20 protein-coding genes and 1 tRNA gene are annotated in these 22,900 nt (G+C 42.8%); 9 read left to right on the top strand and 12 right to left on the bottom strand.

Annotated elements, in window-relative coordinates:
- Window positions 1–26 precede the first annotated feature (26 nt).
- Window positions 27–488 (bottom strand): SUF system Fe-S cluster assembly regulator, encoded by a 462-nt coding sequence (locus tag ACN0W5_RS07060; RefSeq protein ID WP_299379108.1) that lies wholly within the window; start codon window positions 486–488, stop codon window positions 27–29.
- Window positions 489–867: 379 nt separating this feature from the next.
- Between ACN0W5_RS07060 and upp the strand changes: the two genes are divergently transcribed.
- On the top strand, window positions 868–1,506 hold the full coding sequence (gene upp, locus ACN0W5_RS07055; protein ID WP_299379110.1) for a uracil phosphoribosyltransferase: 639 nt from the start codon (window positions 868–870) through the stop codon (window positions 1,504–1,506).
- Window positions 1,507–1,556: 50 nt separating this feature from the next.
- On the opposite strand, the gene ACN0W5_RS07050 is transcribed toward upp, so the two are convergent.
- From ACN0W5_RS07050 to ACN0W5_RS07040, 3 genes are all read right to left on the bottom strand, one after another.
- Window positions 1,557–2,306, bottom strand: a complete 750-nt coding sequence (locus tag ACN0W5_RS07050) for a substrate-binding periplasmic protein (protein ID WP_417453440.1) — start codon at window positions 2,304–2,306, stop codon at window positions 1,557–1,559.
- Window positions 2,307–2,438: 132 nt separating this feature from the next.
- Entirely contained in the window at window positions 2,439–3,632 is a 1,194-nt protein-coding gene (locus tag ACN0W5_RS07045; protein ID WP_417453439.1) for an MFS transporter, read from the bottom strand.
- Window positions 3,633–3,826: 194 nt separating this feature from the next.
- Entirely contained in the window at window positions 3,827–5,305 is a 1,479-nt protein-coding gene (locus tag ACN0W5_RS07040) for a DEAD/DEAH box helicase (protein ID WP_417453438.1), read from the bottom strand.
- A gap of 239 nt (window positions 5,306–5,544) precedes the next feature.
- On the opposite strand from ACN0W5_RS07040, the gene ACN0W5_RS07035 reads away from it, so the two are divergent.
- Window positions 5,545–6,096: a hydrolase gene (locus tag ACN0W5_RS07035; protein ID WP_417453437.1), complete on the top strand. Its 552-nt coding sequence runs from the start codon at window positions 5,545–5,547 to the stop codon at window positions 6,094–6,096.
- Between the two features lie 4 nt (window positions 6,097–6,100).
- Window positions 6,101–6,805: an alpha/beta fold hydrolase gene (locus ACN0W5_RS07030; RefSeq protein WP_417453436.1), complete on the top strand. Its 705-nt coding sequence runs from the start codon at window positions 6,101–6,103 to the stop codon at window positions 6,803–6,805.
- 43 nt (window positions 6,806–6,848) lie between these two features.
- On the opposite strand, the gene ACN0W5_RS07025 is transcribed toward ACN0W5_RS07030, so the two are convergent.
- The 3 genes from ACN0W5_RS07025 to parE all read right to left on the bottom strand — a co-directional run bounded on the left by ACN0W5_RS07025 (window position 6,849) and on the right by parE (window position 11,975).
- Window positions 6,849–7,424, bottom strand: coding sequence for a class GN sortase (locus ACN0W5_RS07025; protein ID WP_417453435.1), 576 nt, complete (start codon window positions 7,422–7,424; stop codon window positions 6,849–6,851).
- Window positions 7,425–7,507: 83 nt separating this feature from the next.
- On the bottom strand, window positions 7,508–9,778 hold the full coding sequence (locus ACN0W5_RS07020; protein WP_417453434.1) for a marine proteobacterial sortase target protein: 2,271 nt from the start codon (window positions 9,776–9,778) through the stop codon (window positions 7,508–7,510).
- A gap of 205 nt (window positions 9,779–9,983) precedes the next feature.
- On the bottom strand, window positions 9,984–11,975 hold the full coding sequence (gene parE, locus ACN0W5_RS07015) for a DNA topoisomerase IV subunit B (RefSeq protein ID WP_299373969.1): 1,992 nt from the start codon (window positions 11,973–11,975) through the stop codon (window positions 9,984–9,986).
- A 285-nt stretch (window positions 11,976–12,260) separates the two neighbouring features.
- Between parE and ACN0W5_RS07010 the strand changes: the two genes are divergently transcribed.
- The gene (locus tag ACN0W5_RS07010) at window positions 12,261–12,644 is read left to right on the top strand and encodes a hypothetical protein (RefSeq protein ID WP_417453433.1); all 384 of its coding nucleotides are present in this window, start codon (window positions 12,261–12,263) and stop codon (window positions 12,642–12,644) included.
- A 772-nt stretch (window positions 12,645–13,416) separates the two neighbouring features.
- On the opposite strand, the gene ACN0W5_RS07005 is transcribed toward ACN0W5_RS07010, so the two are convergent.
- Both ACN0W5_RS07005 and ACN0W5_RS07000 read right to left on the bottom strand, forming a co-directional pair.
- A complete protein-coding gene (locus ACN0W5_RS07005; protein ID WP_417453432.1) occupies window positions 13,417–13,623 on the bottom strand; it encodes a hypothetical protein in 207 nt (68 codons plus the stop codon).
- Window positions 13,624–13,803: 180 nt separating this feature from the next.
- Entirely contained in the window at window positions 13,804–15,039 is a 1,236-nt protein-coding gene (locus ACN0W5_RS07000; protein ID WP_417453431.1) for a PAS domain-containing protein, read from the bottom strand.
- A gap of 551 nt (window positions 15,040–15,590) precedes the next feature.
- On the opposite strand from ACN0W5_RS07000, the gene ACN0W5_RS06995 reads away from it, so the two are divergent.
- Window positions 15,591–16,016 (top strand): FecR family protein, encoded by a 426-nt coding sequence (locus ACN0W5_RS06995; protein ID WP_417453430.1) that lies wholly within the window; start codon window positions 15,591–15,593, stop codon window positions 16,014–16,016.
- A gap of 26 nt (window positions 16,017–16,042) precedes the next feature.
- Complete coding sequence (locus ACN0W5_RS06990) at window positions 16,043–16,648, top strand: OmpA family protein (RefSeq protein WP_417453429.1); 606 nt, start codon at window positions 16,043–16,045, stop codon at window positions 16,646–16,648.
- A gap of 19 nt (window positions 16,649–16,667) precedes the next feature.
- Here ACN0W5_RS06990 and ACN0W5_RS06985 read toward each other — a convergent pair whose 3' ends face one another.
- A complete protein-coding gene (locus ACN0W5_RS06985; protein WP_417453428.1) occupies window positions 16,668–18,728 on the bottom strand; it encodes a CHASE2 domain-containing protein in 2,061 nt (686 codons plus the stop codon).
- Between the two features lie 220 nt (window positions 18,729–18,948).
- Between ACN0W5_RS06985 and ACN0W5_RS06980 the strand changes: the two genes are divergently transcribed.
- Window positions 18,949–19,575: a response regulator transcription factor gene (locus ACN0W5_RS06980; RefSeq protein WP_417453427.1), complete on the top strand. Its 627-nt coding sequence runs from the start codon at window positions 18,949–18,951 to the stop codon at window positions 19,573–19,575.
- A 272-nt stretch (window positions 19,576–19,847) separates the two neighbouring features.
- Here the strand turns inward: ACN0W5_RS06980 and glnA are convergent, their stop codons facing one another.
- Both glnA and ACN0W5_RS06970 read right to left on the bottom strand, forming a co-directional pair.
- Window positions 19,848–21,257, bottom strand: a complete 1,410-nt coding sequence (glnA, locus tag ACN0W5_RS06975; RefSeq protein WP_417453426.1) for a type I glutamate--ammonia ligase — start codon at window positions 21,255–21,257, stop codon at window positions 19,848–19,850.
- A 54-nt stretch (window positions 21,258–21,311) separates the two neighbouring features.
- Window positions 21,312–21,650: a P-II family nitrogen regulator gene (locus tag ACN0W5_RS06970; protein WP_085900312.1), complete on the bottom strand. Its 339-nt coding sequence runs from the start codon at window positions 21,648–21,650 to the stop codon at window positions 21,312–21,314.
- 563 nt (window positions 21,651–22,213) lie between these two features.
- Between ACN0W5_RS06970 and ACN0W5_RS06965 the strand changes: the two genes are divergently transcribed.
- Together ACN0W5_RS06965 and ACN0W5_RS06960 are read left to right on the top strand one after the other, a co-directional pair.
- Window positions 22,214–22,290 (top strand) — tRNA-His (locus tag ACN0W5_RS06965).
- 180 nt (window positions 22,291–22,470) lie between these two features.
- Entirely contained in the window at window positions 22,471–22,824 is a 354-nt protein-coding gene (locus ACN0W5_RS06960) for a PilZ domain-containing protein (RefSeq protein ID WP_299373942.1), read from the top strand.
- Window positions 22,825–22,900 lie beyond the last annotated feature (76 nt).

Here is a 22,900-nt window from a genome sequence, read left to right as displayed (position 1 = left end):
TCTCCTATCGGACTTTATTGAATTGATCAGGTAAGCTCTGCCGAGCTCGCGTCCGATTTTTGTTTGTCTATTATGAAACTGTCTTGAAAATCAATCATGTCGGCGAGTGTTACCGTTTTAAGGGCGTTAGCGACAACTTGATTTACTTTGTTCCAATTCCCGCGCATGGGGCACATGGTCTCTACTGAACAGTTATCAACGGCTCCTTCGACACAGGCCGTTAAAGCAATAGGCCCTTCGATGGATTGAATGATATCTGCAACAGTAATAGAGGATGCATCCTGATGGTTGATATAGCCACCACCCGCACCGCGAAGGGATGTGATTAAGCCTTGCCGGGAAAGCAGACCAAGAATTTTGGCAACAGTTGGTAAGGGCAATCCTGTTTCTTCAGCAATCTGAGGGGCTGTTACAACCTGCTCTTTTTGCGAAGACATCTGCCCAAGAACGACAACTGCATAATCTGTTAACCTCGTAAGGCGGAACATAGCTTTTCTCCATACCGGACTAAAAAGGTCCGATTTTTTAAATAGCTCAAAAAAACGAAATTGCAACCTCTTTTTAACAGTTTTTTTCAGTTCCAATATATCGTGTAACGCTCAGTAATTAATCAACTTACGCTTAGATGTCTGGAAAATATAATAAAGCCAGACTGTTAGGAAAAGGATACTTGTTTGATCGCGACAAAATGTCGTATTTGAAATGCATCTTTATTCGGGTGAGTTCTCAGTCTCACATTTTAGGTATCCAATAATATCCCCAATTTCCTGACGGGCTCCGTGGATAGAGGGGGCTCGACATAAAGTACTTAAAAGGGTAAGTAACAAGAATAATTTGTTGAGAATGAAACAGTCAGACGTAAAGGTTATGAATATGAGCGCAAATGTAATCGTTGTTGAGCATCCTTTGGTTCAGGTAAAACTTACTCAAATGCGTTCGAAAGAAACCGCGACCCCTGATTTTCGTCGGTTGTTAAAAGAAATTTCACACCTGCTTGCTTATGAAGTTACACGGGATCTCGTGCTGACTGAACGTGAGGTGGAAACACCGGTTGAGCGTGCAATGTGCCCTGTTCTTCGCGACTTGGAGCCTTGTTTTATTTCAATTTTACGTGCTGGTAACGGTATTCTGGATGGCATGATGGACCTATTGCCGTCAGCACGTGTTGGTCATGTTGGTTTATATCGTGATCATGAAACGCTAGAGGCAATTGAGTATTACTATAAAGTGCCAACGGATATGGCCGATCGCGAAGTTATTGTTGTCGATCCAATGTTAGCAACGGGGCACACGGCTGTTGCTGCGATTGATCGTCTTAAAAAAGATGGTGCCAAGAATATCAAGTTTCTATGTTTGTTGGCAGCACCAGAAGGAATTGCAGAGTTCCAAAAAGGCCACCCTGATGTGCCCGTCTACACAGCATCAGTTGATCAAAAATTAAACGAGCACGGCTACATTGTTCCAGGTTTGGGCGATGCTGGAGATCGTATTTACGGTACGAAGTAAGCTCTAAATTTTTGTGGGAATGAAAAAAGGCTCCGTTATTGGGGCCTTTTTTATTGATATTTTTTTCTGATCTTTTCGTAGGTGCCGTTATGTCTAATAGTACGAAGGCCACGGTTTACATCATTAATGATGCTTTGAACCTTTTCTGACTTTTTAGAGAAGCAAAAATAATAAGGATGACTGACGAGCTCTTTGTAAGTTACAGCCCCTTTTTTCTCACGATTGGCTAAAGCAAATAATACTGAATCCCTATAGGAATAAATGGCGTCAACGCGCTTGTTTTCTAGTAAAGCTAATAGTTCGTTGTCATCTGATGCTTCGTAGGCATTGATACCATTGTCTATAAGTTCTTTGTGCACAGTGTAACCTCTTACACTGGCAACAGAGAGACCTTTAAGGTCGAGGACTGAATCAAACTTTTGTAAAGTTACATCTTCAGACAAGAACACCCCTTGGCTGTGGTAACCAAGAATATCTGAGAAAAGGAAATCTTTATCTCTGGCCGGGTGATAAGAACAACCGCAGAGCCCATCAACTTTCCCTTGTTGCACAAGCTTTAAAGCTCTTTGCCAAGGGTAAAACGTGTACTCAACATCCCGCCCTGCAAGGGAGAAAATTTCCAGCATTATATCGACATCTATGCCTTTGGGGCCTATGCCGGGGTTTTCTATTTTATAGGGAGGAAAAGAGCTGCAAGCCATCGTGACTTGTTGATTCTCGGCGGCAATGCTTTTCTTGACCACTGGAAAAATAAGTATAAGAGACGCAATAGCAAAGACATGTTTAGGAAGTAATTTCAATAATTATGATCCATAAAATTAACAACAGATACGGATTTAGTTTCCATCAAAACGCGGCTCTCTCATGTTATTAAGATAACACATTAGAACATCTCTATTGTAACTATGGAAATACTAATAATTCTTTACGGTTCAAGGTAGTTCTTGATGCGTATATTCTTTTGCCGGCGGGGCGTCGCTCGGTGGTACAATCTTCGTAACTATCCATATAATTGTACCGCCAGTTGCTGCCATGCCCACCATAGCAAGAAAGGCATATGAAGGGTCAATATCGAACAGCATGCCCGAGACGAAAATTGATAAACCCATCATCAGGCCATTGGCGATACTGGAATAGAGGCTTTGTGCAGAAGCCGAGACATCTTTGGGGGCATGCTTTGTTATAAATGACATGGACCCCAGATGGGTTAGGCCGAATGTAAGAGCGTGTAAAACTTGGATGCCTATGATTAAAATCATGCTGTCACTAAACCCGAGTGTCCCCCATCTGATCATACCGGCAATACTTCCGATAATGATTAGATGTAAAGATCGCGCACTTTTAAACAGCTTGTTACTGAATGCAAATAAAATGACTTCGGCCATAACTCCAAAGGCCCAGATAAATCCAATTAGGCTTTTGCTGTACCCCAGTGATGTTAAGTAGAGAGAACCAAAAGCGTAGTAAGCAGCGTGGCTGCCGATAATCATGCCCGCCCCTAAGATGAAAAAAAGGAAGCTTGGTTTTCTGAGGAATATTCGTGGGTTTCCTTGTGATTTTTCTTGCTCTTTAGGGAGTTGAGGTAGGATTAAACTGAAGAATGCGACAGTAATAAGGGCGCACAAAATGAGCCAAAGCGTCCAATTAATATCGATGGTATCTAAAAGGTAGCCAACGCCAAAACTTGTGACAATGAATGAAAGAGATCCCCAAAGCCTTATCCGTCCATAATTTAAATCATAAAGTCGAACTGCCTTAAGTGTTTGGCTATCACCTAAAGGAATAAGCGAAAGAAAACAACAGGATGCACCAGCTTGAAGTAAGAGGTAAAGATAAAAATCTTCAGCAAAATAAAAAGCAAAGAAGAACCCGCAAGATATCAATGCCGTTGCAAAGAGTACGGCTCTGCTATAGCCACTTTTTTCTGAAACGAAGGCGATGGCCGGTGAAACCAGCACCATGAGGAACGGGGGTATGGAAAGTATATTTCCAATCTCTGACTTACTAAGGCCTCTTTCTGAAAGCCAAAGTGGCCAGAACACCAAGATAATGCCCATAGTCATGAAAACAAAGATATAAAAAAGTGAGTAGGGAACGCCAAAAGGAAGGGCGGAATCTTTGTTCATACGGATGCTCTAAACTTGGGGCGCCGGATTTAAGAGTAGAAACGACGCAGGAAGGGTGTTTATTCTTAATGAATACCACTTTATTGTAGAGCATCAATATTTATTGTTTAAAAGCCTGGAACATTTGATCTGATTCAGGAAATAAAAAAGGCGTTCAAAATGAACGCCTTTTTTATTTTACTTGAGTGAGCGTTCTACGCCACCTTTGCTTCCCGAAGAATGAAAGCAGGTGTGTGATCCCCAAAAGAGCTAGTAGGATTGCTCGGCTCTGATGAAGGTTCTCTCTCACCAATAACTGCGGTAGGTCTGGTTTTGCGGCGGGTAGCTCGTACTGGTTTTTTCGCACTACGTTTTTCGTCTGCACCGTTTTCTACAGCTGTTGTTGCCGTAGCGTCAGCTGAAACATCCTCAGCAACATCATCGGATTTCTTACGACGACGGCTTGGTTTTGTTTCTTTAGCATCACTACTTTTTGCGGTTGCTTTTGTTGGGCGACGACGTCTACGGCCTTTCAAAGACGCAGCTTCTTCGTCGGTCCAACTATCAAAGCCTTCAAGAGAAACGACAGGGATACCGCTATTGATGGTCGTCAACACGTTACGTAACCCTTTGTAATCTTCAATTGTAGCAATTGTGAATGCTTTACCTTCACGTCCTGCGCGTCCGGTTCTACCAATTCGGTGAACATAATCTTCAGGATTAACGGGAACATCAAAATTAAATACGTGAGATACAGCTGGAATATCTAAGCCACGTGCAGCAACATCGGAACAGACCAAAAGCTTAACTTTGCCTTCTTTAAAGTCGCTTAATGTTTCCATGCGTGATGATTGAACCATGTCACCGTGGAGAGCTGCAGCAGAAAAACCGTGTACATTCAAAGATTTATTCAGAATATCCACGTCTTTTTTTCTGTTGCAGAATAAAATCGCAGACTGAATTTCACCTTCACTGGCCATGATTTGACGCAGAGCTTCTCGTTTTTCTTTCGGACCACCATCAATCTTGATAATCGTCTGCTCGACAGTTTCGGCAGTTGATGCCTGTTTAGTCACAGAGATTTCTTTTGGATTGCTGAGGAATTTATCAGAAAGCTTTCTGATTTCCGGGGCCATCGTTGCAGAGAAAAAGAGTGTCTGTCTTAGCGGAGGAAGCAAAGAGACAATTTTCTCCACATCGGGAATGAAGCCCATATCCAACATCCGGTCTGCTTCGTCGATAACCAACAGCTTGGTATCAACAAGCATGATCTTGCCTCTCTCGAAAAGATCGAGAAGGCGACCAGGTGTTGCAATCAGAACATCAACGCCGCGTTCGAGGAGCTTTGTTTGCTCCGCAAAGGAAGAGCCTCCGATAAGGAGAGCTTTGCTAAGCTTGCTGTATTTTCCATAGCTTTCGAAATTTTCCGAAATCTGATGGGCAAGTTCACGTGTTGGTGTCAGGATCAAAGAACGCGGCATTCTTGCGCGGGCCCGACCACTGGACAGCATTTCGATCATAGGCAGTGTAAACGAGGCAGTTTTACCTGTCCCGGTTTGAGCACAGCCCATTACATCACGACCCATTAACACGTAGGGGATTGCTTGTTCCTGAATGGGCGTAGGTGTTGTATAGCCAACATCCTCGACAGCCTGCAGGAGCTTTGGATTTAATCCAAGATCAGAAAAGCTCATGTATTCCTTAGTTACGGTTGAGCGTTAGTCAAAAAAAGCAGAAATACGTAAAAACTTACGCATGCTTTCCAGAAGCGACGTGCGCATAATACGGGAAGCTTTGAAAAAGTCAATTTGTACTATGTTTTAGGTACTGAAAATCGCCAAATAACTGTATAAAGTGATATTATTGTTTAATTTTAACCCTGTGATGTTTAAGTCAGTAAGGGGATACTTAACTTGTTAGAGGCACTTTAAAGATGTTGATGTCTGCAGAAGATTCGGTTGTTGTTGTCATAGATGTGCAAGAGAGATTGGCACCAGCTATTCCTGAACTCCCTTCGATCCTGAAAGCCAATGAACTGGTTTTAAAAACAGCGTCCGAATTATCTGTGCCCATTCTGGTGACCGAGCAATATCCCAAAGGGCTTGGTCATACAGTTGAACAGCTACGTGATTTTTACACAGAAAAAAATGTGTTCGAAAAGATTTCTTTCAGCTCAGCCGGCTGTGCACCTTTTATGTCCGCCTTAAAAGAAACGGGGCGACGCCAAGTTATCGTAACGGGTGTTGAAGCACATGTTTGTGTACAGCAGACTGTTTTAGAATTGCTGGCAGACAGATTTGATGTTTTTGTTGTGGCTGATGCTATTGGCTCGCGTACTAATGAGAACCGACAATTGGCGTTGGATCGTATGATCAGGTCAGGTGCTGAAGTTGTTTCGAGCGAGATGGTAATGTTTGAAATGCTGAAAAAAGCAGGTACGCCTGAATTTAAAAAATTATCCAGCCTACTCAAAGAAAACGATTAATTTTATGACAGAAAAAGAACGTCTGGTTTTTCTACCAGGTTTGTTGTGTAACGAACGACTGTGGGCGCCACAGTTGGACTTTTTTAAAGACAAGTATCTTTGCGAAGTATCTGATCTAACCCAAGCAAGTTCCATAAATGTGCTGGCGCTGCATGCTTTGAAGCAAGTGCGTGGCAAATTCAATCTCGTCGGGTTATCTATGGGCGGTTATGTTGCACTCGAAATTATGCGGATTGCGCCAGAGCGGGTAAAGCGCTTGGCGTTGATTGATACAAAAGCGCGTGCGGATAGTCCTGAACAAAAACGACGTAGGCGTGGCTTACTTTCATTAGCTGGGCGAGGAAAGTTTAAGGGCGTAACGCCACACTTGATGCCACTTCTTATTCATCCAAATCGAATGGATGATGTGTCTTTGACGTCTGAAATATACAAAATGGCCGAAGAGGTTGGGCAAGAAGCTTTCGTACGTCAGCAAACCGCTATTCTGGATCGTGAAAGCCATTTGGGTCTTTTACCGAAAATAAAGTGCCCGGTTCAAGTCATCTGTGGCCGGGATGACCTGATTACTCCGGTGGACTGTTCCGAAGAAATTACTTCTTTGGCGCCAAATGCCGAACTATTGATTTTGGAAGACTGCGGGCATCTGTCTAATATAGAGCTACCAGAAAAGGTGAATGAAACTCTACAGGCGTGGCTTGAACGAAACTAAGTCTTTCAAGTTTGTTTTACTCTCTTGCAAAGCGATTGTTCGGTTAGTCGGATGTAGAGTTTTTGATCAAATGTCCTTCGACAATATATCGTAGCGGTCCCGGTGTCTGTGCATTGAAGGGCCAACAAGTTACCAAGGCTATTCTTTTCGAAGTGTTTTGGCTGTTAATGCCTGATTGGTCCCATCTCGCAATACGGATATTGTCCACTTTATACCGATGATCTTGTCCTTGGGGATCTTTCACCTGGATGATGTCAGTCGCTTTTATGTTTTCGAGAAAAGCAAAATGAGTATCTCTGTGTGCGGCATAGACGGCTGTTCCTTGCTGTCCGGGGTGGGCAGTGTTCTCCAAATGACCGGGTGCGAATGCCAAGGCCTCGCCGCTACTGCCGCGTAAGGCTATTACAGGATCTATAGCCAGATCGGGGAGGCTGATTTCTGCAACAGGGTAGGTATCGGCCCATGACCATGCTTTTTGTGGTGTCTTAGTGGTTAAGGTTTCCTGCCAGGCCTGTTGTAACAAGTGTTGCGCTAGAACTGCTTTTGATTTGATGTAGAGACCATCTCCGAGCAATGCAAAACCAGCCATGAATAATGCGAGTAAGAGGAGCTTTCTCACTCCTCTTACCAGATATTGATGGGGCCTTTGAGCGGGAGGTCGGATTTGTGTCGTAGGCTTTAAGCGGTGAAGGATTGCCATGATTATGGACGCAGCCAATTTGGCAGCATCTTCCGTGACACCAACATAAAGAATACCGTTGCGAGTAACAGAAGAATACCAAGAATGATTTTTAATTCCGCTGTTGTTGCTGTTGCAGGTAAGGGAATGGATTTGGCTTTTGCAAGGGCCGGATCTGCAAGGGGTGCATCGGTTGCTGCTAGGGTATGCAAAGACGAAATGCTGGCATCTTCAAGCGATTCTGGAGCTGAGGTGTAATCTGGTCCAAAAACCTTTTCAAAATCCCATCCAGCAGGAAGGTTTAACGCTATTTTCTGACTATTGTAATTTGTACCAGTTGGCCGCGTCGGGGTGATATCAACAGCGACAAGGCTCGTCATTTTGCTGATTATGCCATATTTTATAGCTGTTTTGAGTATGTCCTGATCAAGTATATTCCAATTGTCGGCCTGAAAATACTGACCTTCTATTTCTGAAATTTTTCTCCTGCCCCAAAGCTTGCCAATACCATTGCCTTGCTGTGCTTTGTATAGGGGTAATTTAATTGTCCAAGGCTGGTTTGAGAACTGTCCAGAAACATCCAGTGTGTCTTTGACTGATCGAACCATATTATTGGCTTTAGCCAAGATAACGACGGGCTCACCACTGTAGAGATCGGGGAGCTGACGTGGGCTCATTTCTACATTGTTTTTCTCGGGTTGATTACTTTCTGGCCAGTTTGCCTGAAGATCGGTTAACACCGGGGTTTCAAGCTTTGTAAATAGTTCGTTCATACGGGATCTGACTTGTTGTTCTGATCCGATATGGGTAAAGGTTCCTTTGCCGTAGCTGGATGCGCGGTTCATAAAGTGACTGTTGGGGGCAGAACCAATACCGACGGTAAAAATTCTAGAACGACCTCGTTTTTTAACAATGGTATCAAACATTTGTTTTTCATTGCCAATGGCACCATCCGTCAAGAATACAATCTGGCGTAAAGTCGATTTTTCGTGCGGGGTTTGATCTTCCAAGGCGGCTTCCAGCGCATGTAACATTTCGGTTCCGCCATCAGCTTCGAGTGATGAGACAAACCTTTTTGCGATATCAAGATTGCCGGTATTGGCTTCAAGAGCTGAAGGGAAAAGGACTTCGTAGGTGTCATCGAATCTTATGACGTTAAAGCGGTCCTGATCGCTCAACTTTGAGAGAGCTAAAAGCAAGCTTTCCTTTGCCTGTCTCATAGAGGGGCCAGCCATAGAGCCAGAGTTATCAATAACAAAGATAACTTCCCTGTCTGGTGTTGTTATTTCATCCTGAGCAAGTTGCGCTAATTTGGGGGGGGTAACAAAGGCGAGGAAATAGTCATCCTGACCAATTGTTTCTTTAAATAGGGCAACCCTTGGAGATTTCTTTGGTTCAGCTTTCCAATTTAGTTCGAAATCACGATCTGCGGGGACGACTTGATCACTGAGGGAGACTTGGACCTGATCTTTGGATTTATAGTCTGTTATAATGTCATGGAATGGGCTTTTGATTTCAGCAATGGGGAAGCCGGAAGCCAGGTTGACATTCAGGGACACCGGATTGCTTTTAGTCTGGTTTGCCGGATTAATAACTGGCGAAGTTATCTCTTCACGATCCGGAACAGGATCTTTTACTGTCCCCCACTGTTCATTATTATCAAAGTTTACACTTTCGACGATGCGTGGCTTGGGATTGTAGCGTGGAGCCGCGACCATTGGAAAACGGAGAGAGAAAAGGCCATTCGATTGCCTGACGGTCTCTTGATATTCAATCTGCACAACCACGATCTCTTGCGGTCCTATATTTGCGACTGAGTTGGTAAAGAGATTAGGGCGTAACTGTTCGACCAAGCTGGCTTTTTTGCCTTCTCTTTTGGCGTCATCATAAATTTTGCGAGCCTCTTCTTTGGGCTTGATAATGCCTTCGATGAAACGATCACCGATTTGCATTTTGAGTGTATCTACAGCTGATGTTTCAGGAAGAGGAAAAACATAGGTTCCTTCAACCCAGCCATCAGAAGGGTTTCTAAAGCGTTGGGTGACTTTCGTTCGGGCAATCGGTCCGTTGATGTCAATCTCTACATTGGTTGCAAGCTGAATGGCTTCGACCATTTTACCGGCTTCCGTTGTTTTCAATAACAACGAGCCTCTTTTCATGTCATTTGGAGACACCAGTCCATTTGCAACCGAGGGACCTATGCCCATAACAATTATAGAGACAGCCAATAGACCCCTGATAAATTGTTGTTTAATCGAAAAGTTTAATTGTTTCGTTGTGATTGTTTTCAGCATGCCGCTGCCCTGTCATCTAAGAATAAAGTTGTTTTGTTTCTTTGTATTCTTATCTCGCGGCTTTATGCCCAAAGGGTGGGGCTTTGTGACAAAAAAGGGGCAAAGTTGGGGTTATCGCATATTGAGCCAACCATAATTCAAATAAAATAGCACTGCCATCGAGATGAATGGCAGTGCTTTTTTATTAAAGAATGTTTAGTTTATATTAGATGTCGATATCTGAAACGAATTTTGCGTTGTCCTGGATAAAATTAAACCGTAGTTCTGGTTTCTTACCCATTAGGCAATTCACTCTGTCCGCTGCGGCCCGTTGGCTTTCGGCAGGGTCAAAATCGTCATTGTGGTGAACTGTAACGCGCAGAAGTACTCTTTTGGATGGGTCCATTGTTGTTTCTTTAAGTTGTCGAGGTGGCATTTCACCCAGACCTTTAAAGCGACTGACTTCGATTTTCGCACGCCCAGTCAGTTCTGTTTTTTCCAGTTCAAGTCGATGCTCGTCGTCCATGGCATAGACTGTTTTACTGCCTTGTGTGAGACGATAAAGCGGTGGCATTGCCAGAAAGAGATGACCGCTTTCGATCAGACCAGGCATTTCCTGATAAAAGAAAGTCATTAGCAAGGAAGCAATATGAGCACCATCAACGTCGGCATCAGTCATGATTATGACGCGTTCGTAACGAAGCTTGTCTTTATCGAACTGTCCTTTGGTGCCACAGCCTAGTGCCAAGCTAATATCTGCGATTTCTTGGTTTGCTTTTATTTTGTCCGCTGTCGCAGAGGCTACGTTCAGAATCTTTCCGCGAAGAGGAAGAATCGCCTGTGTTTTTCTGTCACGTGCTTGCTTGGCAGAGCCACCAGCTGAATCACCCTCTACCAAGAAGATTTCAGTATCGTTTGATCTGTTGCTACTACAGTCGGCAAGTTTTCCGGGTAGGCGAACTTTACGCGTCGCAGTTTTCCGACTTGTTTCTTTATCTTGTCTTCTTCTTAAACGATCTTCGCTACGCTCGATAATACGCTCCAGCAACAGTCTGGAACTTTCAGGATTACTGGCCAACCAAAGATCGAAATGATCTTTTATTGTTGCTTCGGTTAGTTTTGCGGCAAGCGGTGTGGCAAGTCTATCTTTGGTTTGTCCCTGAAATTGCGGGTCCCTGATAAAGACGGAGAGAACGGAAATACTGCCGTTCAGAAGATCATCGCCTGTAATTTGGGCCGCTTTTTTGATTCCTGTAAGTTCTCCGTATGCCTTGAGACCTTTTAGGAGGCCAGAGCGCATGCCACTTTCATGGCTGCCGCCATCAGGTGTCGGGATTGTATTACAATAGGAATTGACGAAGCCTTGTTCGTCTCGGGGCCAGCAAATAGCCCATTCGGCCCGCCCTTGACCATCAGAAAACTCAGCTTCACCTGCAAAGGATTCAGATGTTAGGGCCGGGCGTTCACCAAGTTGCGAATCAATAAAATCCTTTAAACCGTTCGGGAAGTGGATCACTTCGCTTGGGGGAATGTTGCTACCCTCGACAAGAGAGGGTTCACATGTCCAGCGGATCTGAACGCCTTTGTAAAGGTAGGCTTTTGATCGCGTCATTTTGTAGAGACGGGCGGGTTGGAATTTACAACCGGGTTCAAAAATTTCGGCGTCCGGGTGGAATGAAATTGTCGTTCCACGTCGATTGTTAGTTTTGCCAATCAACTCCAGCTTAGTTTGCGGATGACCTTTGCTGTATTCCTGTCGGTAAAGCTGTCGATCTCTTGCGACTTCAACATACATGGCATCAGACAGAGCATTTACGACGGAAACACCTACACCATGAAGGCCACCGGATGTTGCATAGGCATCCTGTGTAAACTTGGCACCAGAGTGCAGGGTGGTCAGTATGACTTCCAGTGCAGATTTGTCCGTATATTTGGGATGTGCATCGACGGGAATGCCGCGTCCGTTGTCTTTGATTGTTATGTGGTTATCCAGACCAAGTTCAATATCGATTCGTGTTGCATGGCCTGCTACTGCCTCATCCATGGCATTATCAAGAACCTCTGCAACAAGATGATGCATGGCGCGTTCATCATTGCCGCCGATATACATGCCGGGGCGATGCCGAACAGGTTCTAAACCTTCGAGAACTTGAATGTCCTTGGCTGAATAATCAACCGTGGTTTCATTTGTGGGGGCTGACTGAAATAGATCTGACATGGGAACATTATGTGTTGATGATCAGGCTAAGGCAAGTTCCAGATGATAGTGTATTCACGTTTTGTTTCGTCCAAGAGCATTTTATTCTTGATGTATATTGCCTAGACTCCGAAAGGGTAGGTGTGGGGCAAAGTTGAATTTGGTAATGTTTGATGGCAGTGACTGGATTCTCATCTGTGGTTTTGTATTTCATAAAACTCACTGGGTTGTGAAAAGCATTACTGCATTGCCTCTGTTATAGATAGCGAACAGTTATTGTTAGATAGAATTCTTCTTGGGGATGTTATGCAAAAAATTTCTGCCATTTTCCGTTATGTACTGTTGCCACTTATATTGCTTTTTTCTTTTTTGAATCCTGTGGTTGCAGGCGAGGCAGATGTTATTAATGTTAAGGGTTACAAAGATGGCGATCTTGGTTGGCGCTTTGATGTGACGGTGCGTCACGATGACACAGGTTGGGATCACTATGCTAATCGTTGGGAGGTCATCACCGAAGACGAAACCATTTTAGCAACACGCGTGCTTCATCATCCGCATGAAAATGAGCAACCCTTTACAAGATCTTTGTCTGGCGTTCAGATTCCCAAGGGTGTAAAAAAAGTTTTTATAAGGGCACATGATAGCGTGCATGGTTACGGAGGACAGGTAAAACCTTTCGTTGTGGAATAATTTATTACAAAAAAACGACGGAAAAATACGTTGACATCGTCAAATTTCACACAACGGCAGTTGATTTTTTTTCTCACTTACATTATTTAATACTTGTGCAATGCACAAAGTGCCTTTGTTTGAGTCTCCGTTCCGTTTCTTACTACATAAGTCTCTATGTAGTCGACTGTCGGAATCGCCACAATTTGAGACGCTATACAAAATGTATAGATAGAACAGTGCTATTTTATGATTTGAAATAGTTCTGTTTCCTGTGCATTTGTCCATAGGGTATCAGATAGTGATGGCTCTTGACGAGCTTTGGAGACCTTTTCTTCTGTTTTTTTTTGCAGAAGAACTTAAATAATTATCTATTTACCTAGGACTACGGTTCTTGAGGTTATTAAGTTACCGGATCCTACGGAGGGATTAATGAGCGATCAGTCCAATACAAAGCCGGTTTCTGACCGGGTGTATGAAAAGAAAAAACGTAGTTGTCTGAAGTGTCGGGAAAAGTTCGTGAGCGAATGGCCTGGCGAACGCATTTGCAAAACATGCAAATCTTCTACCGCTTGGCGGGAAGGTATTGCGGCCTAATAACTTATTGCAAAGAATGACACATAACAAAAGCGCGGATCGTTTGACCGCGCTTTTGTTATGTCTGGGGCGGTGTTTTGTCTAAGTTTGGTGCTCTAACAAGCCTTCTGTGGCTATTCCTAAACAAGGCAATTATTTAAAATATCCCTAACTGCGTTATTAAATGGGGACGTCCTTAAATTTTGATCTTTTTTATCTAAACCAAAATATCAACTCGACTTCCTCTGCCATCCGTAGGCGGCGCGAGTAATTTTTTACTACCAGAATTATCTGGATTTATGGTTTTGATTTTCTGTACTTCTATTGTATCCGGTGTCGCAGGCTTGAAGGCTGGTCCCCGGTCTGCGCGGAGTTCAGGGGTAATGATTGTTCCCGTCCGTGTGTAGATAGGCGGAATATACATTGAAACCTGTAATATAAATTTGTGAATAAATTTTAATTAAAATACCATGTAATTTTGCAAGTGTCTTTAAATTAGTTGATGGCTTTATGTTTGTGGGTGATTTTTTTTTATAAAGCAACCTGAGATTGTGATCAGGGGTTTTTAAAGGTGAAGGTTTTTTATGAAAGAAAACTCAACCATTTAAGAGTATTCAAGTATGTATTTCACGTTGTTTTCAATAGTTTTGTTTGCCTGATCAATTAACTTTAAACCATGAGAGATTGCGTCTTGAAATTGTCCAAGATCGTTGATCAGGTTTGGCAAACTCGAGTTTTCTGCGTCTAAAGAAGCGCATTGTATCTTGCCCATGATCCTCGTTACCTCCAAGCTTGCAGTCAGTTTCCGCATCTCTAGACAAGATTCTTTAAAATGAGATATTTTAATGGAAATATCCTTTAGACCCTTCGCGGCTTTGAGAGAATATGCTTGTTGCTGTTGTTGAAGGTTAATCATTTCTTTTTCTTGTGATGCGCCTTCGTTGGGGGGGGCCTGTTTAAAAACAGACGCAACTTCTCTTTGTATTTTGGCTGTTGCTGCTAGAAATAAACCGCTATCTATGGTTTCTGCCACATGGGTCCCAGATTCCATAAACCTAGTCATCTTTTCTTGAAGCTCTGTTGCTATGGTTGTGTAATTGTTTGAAATAACCCCGATAGCAGCACCTGTTTCGCCTAGTTGTGCCGCGTGCACCTGTAGATTAAGGGGGACGTGCCTGTGTCCTTCATAGTTATGAAATATTTCTTTCGTGTGATCTAATAGGTGTTGAGCTGATTCAACCAAATTGTTGAAATTGTTAATAGAAGGGTCTTCTCCCTTCTTTAGCTGTTTGTCTCGTGCTATTATTTCGTGACTTAGCGCTGATGCCATAAAAGCATTGTAATTCCGAAAGCCAAGTTTTTTTAATCGTGCCAATAGTAAGTTTGCGCTTTCTTCTGGAGAAGGATTATCACTTTTCTCAATTTTTTTAAGTGTGATGTATTCGTCTTGTATTTTTCTGAAAAGCGAACTGCTGGGTTTTAGGCGTACAGAAAGATACCCTCCATCTATGGGGGTGACGATTGCAAAAACCCAATAGTGGCGCCCGTCTTTTGCTTTGTTTTTTACATAGGCCCCAATTGGTTGACCGCTTTTAATTGTATTCCACAATAACCAGAAAACGGCTTTTGGCATATCAGGGTGTCTAATGATTTTGTGTGGTTTGTGTAGTATTTCATTCCATGAATATATACTGACACGTTGAAATACACTGTTACCTGATAGAATAATGCCTTGCCCATCGGTTCTCGAAAAAAATAGTTCATCGAATGAGAAGGGAATCTCACTTCCTGTGCTTGATGTGGAGGACGCAATATCTGAAGGTTTAGTCTGTGTATTCATGAGATTATAATGGCCTGATTGCAGGAATTTGTAACCAATCAAAAATCTAGAAATGACTAAAATTCATACCGCTACTTAAACGAAGATTTGCCATGTTTTGTTAAAAAGTATCAGTTTGTTTCATAATAAATTATTAAAGACTTATGGTTTGTGCGGATACTTTTTATTTCAGCTTTTGCTTGTAGCGGAAAATTTTAAGGCAATGTACTGAGTAATATTTATGGGAATGGTTAAAGTATTGTTTCAGTATTGAGCATAATGTTTAGATTTCTACATCAACGGTTTTTTGATATGTACGTAATTTAAAGATTATGTTTGTAATGGCTTTTGTTCGAAAATATTTAGCTGTTCTCTTATACTTCTAGATTGATATTTGTTACTGATGTAAGTTGAATTACACGATATGGTAATATCAAGGATGTTGAATTGATACTTGTTATTACAGGGTTGATTTGCGTTAAGACGTACCTGAATTTTTTATAGAACTAAAAGGTTGTGAAACGATGTTTCTTGTCAGGAAATTAAGCTCGTCATTTTTTAAATTGGCTTTTATGTCGCTTTTGTTTGCGTCGACTTCAGTGGCGCAGGCAGATGAAAATGCAATAGCTTATGTGAAGGTATTAAATGGTGCCTGTTATGTTGAAAGTGCGGGTGCCGAGCGGATTCTTCAAATCGGGGACCCTTTGTACAAGGATGATATTGTTAAAACGCGTAATGAATCGTCGTTAGGGGTTTCGTTTCGAGATAACACCCTTGTTTCTTTGGGGAGTAATTCTTCCCTGAAGCTGAATAATTTTGAATTCGATCCTGATAACAAAAAGCTAGCTTTTGCTGTTCAGCTTTTTGAAGGAACGCTTTTATATATTTCGGGCATTATCGCAAAGCTGACTAAAAACCCAGATGAGGATTTACAAATATCAACGCCTGCCGGAACGATATCTGTTCGAGGCACTAAGATGTTTGTACGTGCAGAATAATGTCAGTGGAAAAGGGGGATTGTTTAATGCCTAAATTTATATCTAAATTCCTATTATCAATTTTGTTCTTGGTTCTCGCTGGTTGTTCGGCGCCTCGTGGTAACTATGTTATTCTATTGCCAGAGGAAGATGGGAGTGTTGGTGAAGTCAGTGTTCGAAATGATGCGGGTGTGCAAACTATTTCTTCGGTTAATACCGTCGTAGAAATTCCAGATGACAAAGCACCTAAAAAACCAAGAGAACTTTCAAATGATATTGTTGCCAAGTTGGTTGCTGAAACAGAGGCAGCTCAACCGCCAAAGCCACTATCATTTTTCTTCTTCTTTGGTTTTGATAGCGCAGAGCTAACAGAGGAATCAAATGTGATTTTTGCATCTGTTTTAGCTGAAATTGCTACAAGAGAAACTGTGGATATCAGCCTGATTGGTCACACTGACACTATTGGCGCTTCAGATTACAATAAAGAACTTGGCCTTCGTAGGGCGGGTAATCTGCGGGACAAGCTAATCGAGAGCGGAATTGATGGAAGCTCTATTGATATCAAGTCACTGGGCGAAGAAAACCCGCTTGGTGGTGGTGAAGGACAAGGTGGTCGAGCATTTAACCGTAGGGTTGATATGGTATTGCGTTAAAATTGCATACAAATACATTTTAGTCACAAAGGGGGAGAGTAAACTTGAAGGTTGCTCCCCCTTTTTTGTTGTCTTCTACCCATAGATTACCACCCCAAGCTTCTATAATAGAGCGGCTGATTGCCAAGCCTAATCCTGTGCCTTGCTCTTTTGTTGTATAGAAGGGCTTGAAAAGGTCTTTTTTCTGATCAGGTGTTAGTCCAGGACCAGTATCACTTACGGCAACCTCTATCATGCCTTTGGGGTTCTCGCATGTAGAAATGAGTATTTCATGATCAGTTCTATTGACTTCTTCTGTTGCCTGTTTGGCATTACGAATAAGGTTAAGGAGGACTTGGTGTAATTGAATTTCGTTTGCTGTTCCCTCAGAAATATCTATGGAAAGGTCTGTTTTTATATAATTTTTTTTCTCTAGACTTGAATCATTAAACAATTCAATCTCTTCTAGAATTATCTTGTTGATATTGAGTGACGAAAGGTTGGCTTTACCTGTTTCTGCTGCATCCCTGATCGTTCTAAGTATTTCATTTCCCCGGTCAGCCTGATTTAGAATTTTGTCCAAAACAGGCTTGATCATATCCAGATCAAGATTGTCTTTTTCCAGGATTTTTTTGGCTGCATTCGTAAAGTTGTAGATGGCTGCAAGCGGTTGGTTTAGTTCATGTGCTATGGATGAAGAGAGCTTTTGAACGGAGCTTTTGCCAATTGTATGCAATAGCTCATTCTGTAGTTTTCTAATTCTAGCTTCTTTTTCGCGCTCTTTTTGTGTCGCAATACTTGCTTCTTTTCTTCTGCGAGCTTGTTCCGTTACAAAACCAGAGGAGACAGAAACCATGAACATAATTAATGTGAATATCAGCGGCATGGAGGGATCAAATAGGGTTGACTTAAAGGCAAATAGGCCGGAAGAAACGAGTATTGTTATCCAACACAAAATTGCAAAGGTTACTGTAAGTTCCAGTGCACCATGCCGTTTGTGAACAACAAGAAAAAGAATGCCGATTAAGAATAAATAGCCTAGTTCTATCCAGAAATAAGTAAATGGGCGTGTAAGAAGGCTATGGGTAAGCATATTGTCCAGTGCTTGGGCGTGTATTGTCAGACCGGATAAGTTGGATCCGACTGGGGTCAGTGTATAGTCCGCTATGCCAAGAGCCGTTACCCCCAAGATAACTATTTTATCCTTGAAGAGGTTGTCATCAATCGCACCTGTTAAGGCATCATTTGCAGATACCTTGGTGTAATCAGAGTATTTACTAAAGTAAATCCAGGGTTTGCCGCGGTTGCTATTGGTTAAATCGAATGAATTTAATCGAATGCTTTTGAGCTTGTTGTTTTCTGTCCTTAGTTCAATTTCATCAGCATTATTGGTGATACGCAGGGTTTCAACCTCTAATGACGGGATGATTGTACCATTCACATTGTAGAGCAGGGGGAGTTGGCGGATAATACCGTCTCGTTCAGGGGCTAGATTGTTGACTCCTTGTGTTGTTGCTCTTTCTAACGGTTCTATATTTCTGAGAAGGTAGTTAAACCGAGGTAAAGTTGCTCTGACATCGCCCCCGTACATTCTTATACTTGTTGTCGTTTCAACTGGCGCACGTTGATCTGTGCCATACCCCGTCGCCATGCCTAATATAACTGGATGATTACGGAACTCGTTTGCGAGGATATCGTCGTACGAGGGTAGGTCTTTCTTGTGTGGTTTTAGTTGTTGTGCGAGTACAGGATTGTTTTCGATAATCAGACTGGGTGATGTTCTGTCTGGTTCGGGAAAAACGATATCTATTGCCAAAGCATGAGGGGATTGCTGTAAGATTTTATTGGTAAGATCAGCTAAAATATTCCTCTGCCAAGGCCATTGTCCTTTCGCTTTGAGGCTTTTTTCATCGATCTCAACCAAAACTATTTTCTGAGTTTCACTTTGGTTGGGGCTTATCTTTTGAAACACATCAAAGGTATTGTGGCGCAGAATTCGTACTGCCCACGGATCTGATACTTTGAGAGCGATCACACAAAGAAAAACGACCACCAGTATCGTGGTTGTTTTCGAAAAGGCTTTGGTCGCAAATGTCAGCATTTACTGTGGTCGATAATCATATTATTTGCAATCTAGCGCGAGCTGTCCTCTGGTTATTGGGGGCAAATCTATTCTGCTTGTGATCAGGAAAGCAAACTAGAACTTGTTGTCTTTCTTATTGTTGTAAATAATGACTGAAAGGCTTTGGAATATTTAGATACCTGTTTGATAGTTTGTTGTAGAATGAGACAGAGTTCAAACGGTTTTGCTGAGAGACGATATGTATATATACATTATTGATGACGACGATGCTGTACGTGAATCTACTGAATTGCTATTAAGTACGTCCTCTTTTGAGGCTTCTATTCAGACTTTTGCATCAGCGGAAGAATTTTTTTCTGAAAACCTGCTTGGCCATTCTGGTTGTATCTTGTTGGATATAAGAATGCCTGGAATGGATGGTGTTGAGGCGCTTAAACAAATCAAAGCTTCAGATAGTAATCTTGTTGTCGTCATGATCTCTGGTCACGGTGATATTCCAAAAGCTGTTGAAACAATGAAGGCCGGGGCCTTTAGTTTTGTTGAAAAACCATTCTCTGATACGGCAATCACCGAGATTGTGACTTCCGCTCTTCAGCAAAGCGAAGCGCAGCAGGAAGAATCAGAGCTTAGAGCTCATGCTGTTGATGTTATTGAAAAACTGACTCCTCGAGAAAAAGAGGTTTTGGATAAGCTTGTTCTTGGGCTTTTGAATAAGGTCATTGCCTATGAGTTGGGTATCAGCACGCGAACAGTTGAGGTTCATCGCGCCAGAATAATGGAAAAGCTGGATGTCAGAAGCTTACCGGAAATGGTGAGGCTTTGTCTTTTGGCAGAAGGAAAAGAGAAAGCCTTGGTCGCAACTTAAATCTTGGTGTTTGGCAGGTAGTTTGACTGGTGGTGCTAGATACACCCCGTGCAAAGGGGGGCGTCACTTCGGGGGATATGAAGTGACCGTGCACCAAGGCATACCTAGCTGTTTAAAGAGATAAGAAGAATTTCGTTCAGTTGTAATTGAGTGATTTACGTAGATAGAACTACCTATAATGACAAAAGCCCCCGATTATTCGGGGGCTTTTGTTTGATGTATTATCCCTCTAAGGGAGTGCTCTTAGAAAAAAATCCCAGGGACAATCAACATTAAGCGCTGTAATACATATCGAACTCAACAGGGTGAGGTGTCATTTCAAAACGCTGTACTTCTTCCCATTTCAGGTTGATGTATGCTTCGATCTGATCTTTGGAGAACACATCACCAGCAAGAAGGAATTCGTTGTCTGCTTCCAGTGCTTCCAGTGCTTCTCTGAGAGAGCCGCAAACCGTTGGGATGTCTTTGAGCTCTTCTGCTGGGAGATCGTAAAGATCTTTGTCCATCGCATCACCAGGGTGGATTTTGTTACGGATACCGTCAAGGCCAGCCATTAGAAGAGCTGAAAATGCCAGGTATGGGTTTGCAACAGGATCCGGGAAACGAACTTCTACGCGTTTTGCTTTCGGGTTTGATCCGTGTGGAATACGGCAAGATGCAGAACGGTTACGTGCAGAGTATGCAAGTAACACAGGTGCTTCAAAGCCAGGAACCAGACGTTTGTAGCTGTTTGTTGATGGGTTTGTGAAAGCGTTAAGAGCCTTCGCATGTTTGATCACGCCACCAATATAGTGCAAGCAGGTTTCGGAAAGGCCTGCATAGCTTTCGCCAGCAAAAGTTGGTTTACCATCTTTCCAGATTGACTGGTGACAGTGCATACCGGAGCCGTTATCGCCAGCAACTGGTTTTGGCATAAAGGTCGCTGTTTTACCATAAGCATGCGCAACGTTTTGTACGACATATTTGTAAATCTGGAGTTCATCTGCTGCGCGAACAAGAGTGTTGAACTTAACGCCCAGCTCATGCTGTGATGGAGCTACTTCGTGATGATGTTTTTCAGCTTCAACGCCCATTGCTTTAAGCACAGTGGTCATTTCAGCGCGAAGATCAATACCAGTATCAACTGGACCTACAGGAACATAGCCGCCTTTAATACGTGGACGGTGGCCAGAGTTGCCGCCGTCGATTTCGGCACGTGTCATGTGTGGAGATTCTTCGTCATCCAACTGGAAGAAAGTGCTGTGGCTGTTTGTGTCAAACTGAACATTATCAAATACGAAGAATTCAGCTTCCGGGCCAAAATAAACAGTATCTCCGATGCCTGTGGACTGTAGATATGCTTCGGCACGTTCAGCAGTTGCACGGGGATCACGATTATAAAGTAGGCCTGAATCTGGCTCGTATACTGTACAGGTTAAAATAATTTGTGCCTGTGCAGAGAATGGATCCATAACAGCTGATGTAAGATCGGGTTTGATGATCATGTCTGATTCGTTGATTGCTCTCCAGCCTTCGATGGAGGAGCCATCAAACAAAATGCCGTCTTCTAGCTCGTCTTCTCCAACAGCAGAAGCACACATTGTCATGTGGTGCCATTTGCCGCGTGGGTCTGTGAAACGGTAATCAACGAATTCAACTTCGTTTTCCTTGATCATATCAAGGACGCTCTTTACGTCAGCCATAAGCTCTTTCCTTTGTAGTAAAGTATTTTCTTTATGGGATGTGTTGTTATTTGATTAGATAGCGTCGCCGCCGCGTTCGCCAGTTCTGATACGAATTACTTCTTCGATGTGGCTAACAAAAATTTTGCCATCGCCGATGCGACCGGTTTGTGCTGCTTGTTGTATTGCTTCGGTGGCGCGCTCTGCCAGTTCGTCTTCAAGCACAATTTCAACTTTCACCTTTGGCAGAAAGTCGACAACGTATTCTGCACCGCGATAAAGCTCTGTATGGCCTTTTTGGCGGCCAAAACCCTTGGCCTCAGTAACGGTGATACCATTAATGCCGACTTCATGAAGGGCTTCTTTCACTTCGTCGAGTTTGAAAGGTTTAATGATCGCTTCGATCTTTTTCATTTGTCCGAATGCTCCAGCATCAGTAAGGGGCGGCTCTTTCGTCCATATTGTTATGCACCCTTTATTGCATGATGCATGCCAACTCTAAAACGGCTAATTTTAGGGGTGTCAAAAAAATGTTTTCGACGGGGTGCCTATTTTTTACGCACAATGTGCCTAAAATTTAGGTTTGATGGCGTTCTTTGATTATATTCACGTCATTTGAGTGGCGTGAGGATTCGACGGAGATCGCTTATGCTAAGGGGGTTGTGGGTTCCGCGGGGGCTTTGCGTTTTGGTGATCTTGCTTGGTCAGAGAATATGATCGGAGTGAGGAATCCGTTATTCATGAGGCAAAGGTAGAATTAAGGGAAAATTCTTGGTGCCTGATAAGTTCTATCGATCAGCGGTATATCACGGTTTAGGGGAGTTTTACTTTTATTCTGGCTTGCTGGGTGACCGTAATAAGAAGAAGAGAGTGAAAACAATTTTCTTTGTGTGTACAGTTGCGCTTGACGGCTTCACTCTATGTGTATAAAAGCTCGCTCATCGGTAACGAATATATGTTACCTAGTTGACCTTGTGGTGGCTGTAGCTCAGTTGGTTAGAGCACCGGTTTGTGGTACCGGGGGTCGGGGGTTCAAGTCCCCTCAGCCACCCCATGTCAACTTAGGTTTTAGGTGTGCGCGGTAACCATTTGGTTCGCCGCTTTTTTTGTGTCTCATGCCTGCTGGTCGATCACAGATATTTTATTTTCGACCATTATTTTCTTAACGACTGATTAGGTTGTTTTGATTTATCATTAATTTGACATAATTGTTTCATTGATGAAGGCATGTGTAATGGAAAATAACGCGATCGCTGGTGAAGATAGACGCCAGGCTCCCAGATTTCCGGCTTCTGAACCCATTTCTCTAAAAGTTGTTGATAGAGACGGTCAAGCGGTTATGACTACCATCGCTGATTTGTCTTTTGGTGGGTTTTGTCTCAAGGGAAATCTTGGGGCTGATATCGGCGAAGAAGTTACGCTGACACATTCCATTGCTGGTGAATTTCAAGGTGAGGTTATGTGGCAACGGGATAATCAAATTGGTGTGCGCGTTATAATGTCTTCGGGTAATCGTGAAAAATTGCTCCAATACACCTGTTTGGCACTGTATCCGGATAAGGATGTTCCAGAGCAAATAAGATCCTGAAAGAAACTTTCATCTAAATAAATGTTCATAATGTGAAGGTCATTGTTGAGCCATATTGATCTAATATGTAGGTTCA

This window comes from Kiloniella sp. (assembly GCF_048270245.1).
GTDB lineage: Bacteria > Pseudomonadota > Alphaproteobacteria > Kiloniellales > Kiloniellaceae > Kiloniella.
The sequence above is the reverse complement of the archived record's forward strand: the minus strand, read 5'-3'. Positions and strand labels throughout refer to the sequence as shown.

Bases quoted from the DNA above. Each gene is read 5' to 3' on its own strand.
- ACN0W5_RS07045 (WP_417453439.1), bottom strand. From the start codon at position 3,632: ATGAACAAAGATTCCGCCCTTCCTTTTGGCGTTCCCTACTCACTTTTT.
- ACN0W5_RS07020 (WP_417453434.1), bottom strand. From the start codon at position 9,778: ATGCTGAAAACAATCACAACGAAACAATTAAACTTTTCGATTAAACAA.
- ACN0W5_RS07000 (WP_417453431.1), bottom strand. From the start codon at position 15,039: ATGAATACACAGACTAAACCTTCAGATATTGCGTCCTCCACATCAAGC.
- parE (WP_299373969.1), bottom strand. From the start codon at position 11,975: ATGTCAGATCTATTTCAGTCAGCCCCCACAAATGAAACCACGGTTGAT.
- ACN0W5_RS06970 (WP_085900312.1), bottom strand. From the start codon at position 21,650: ATGAAAAAGATCGAAGCGATCATTAAACCTTTCAAACTCGACGAAGTG.
- glnA (WP_417453426.1), bottom strand. From the start codon at position 21,257: ATGGCTGACGTAAAGAGCGTCCTTGATATGATCAAGGAAAACGAAGTT.
- ACN0W5_RS06985 (WP_417453428.1), bottom strand. From the start codon at position 18,728: ATGCTGACATTTGCGACCAAAGCCTTTTCGAAAACAACCACGATACTG.
- ACN0W5_RS06980 (WP_417453427.1), top strand. From the start codon at position 18,949: ATGTATATATACATTATTGATGACGACGATGCTGTACGTGAATCTACT.
- ACN0W5_RS06995 (WP_417453430.1), top strand. From the start codon at position 15,591: ATGTCGCTTTTGTTTGCGTCGACTTCAGTGGCGCAGGCAGATGAAAAT.
- ACN0W5_RS06960 (WP_299373942.1), top strand. From the start codon at position 22,471: ATGGAAAATAACGCGATCGCTGGTGAAGATAGACGCCAGGCTCCCAGA.
- ACN0W5_RS07005 (WP_417453432.1), bottom strand. From the start codon at position 13,623: ATGTATATTCCGCCTATCTACACACGGACGGGAACAATCATTACCCCT.
- ACN0W5_RS07040 (WP_417453438.1), bottom strand. From the start codon at position 5,305: ATGAGCTTTTCTGATCTTGGATTAAATCCAAAGCTCCTGCAGGCTGTC.
- ACN0W5_RS07010 (WP_417453433.1), top strand. From the start codon at position 12,261: ATGCAAAAAATTTCTGCCATTTTCCGTTATGTACTGTTGCCACTTATA.
- ACN0W5_RS07035 (WP_417453437.1), top strand. From the start codon at position 5,545: ATGTTGATGTCTGCAGAAGATTCGGTTGTTGTTGTCATAGATGTGCAA.
- upp (WP_299379110.1), top strand. From the start codon at position 868: ATGAATATGAGCGCAAATGTAATCGTTGTTGAGCATCCTTTGGTTCAG.
- ACN0W5_RS06990 (WP_417453429.1), top strand. From the start codon at position 16,043: ATGCCTAAATTTATATCTAAATTCCTATTATCAATTTTGTTCTTGGTT.
- ACN0W5_RS07060 (WP_299379108.1), bottom strand. From the start codon at position 488: ATGTTCCGCCTTACGAGGTTAACAGATTATGCAGTTGTCGTTCTTGGG.
- ACN0W5_RS07030 (WP_417453436.1), top strand. From the start codon at position 6,101: ATGACAGAAAAAGAACGTCTGGTTTTTCTACCAGGTTTGTTGTGTAAC.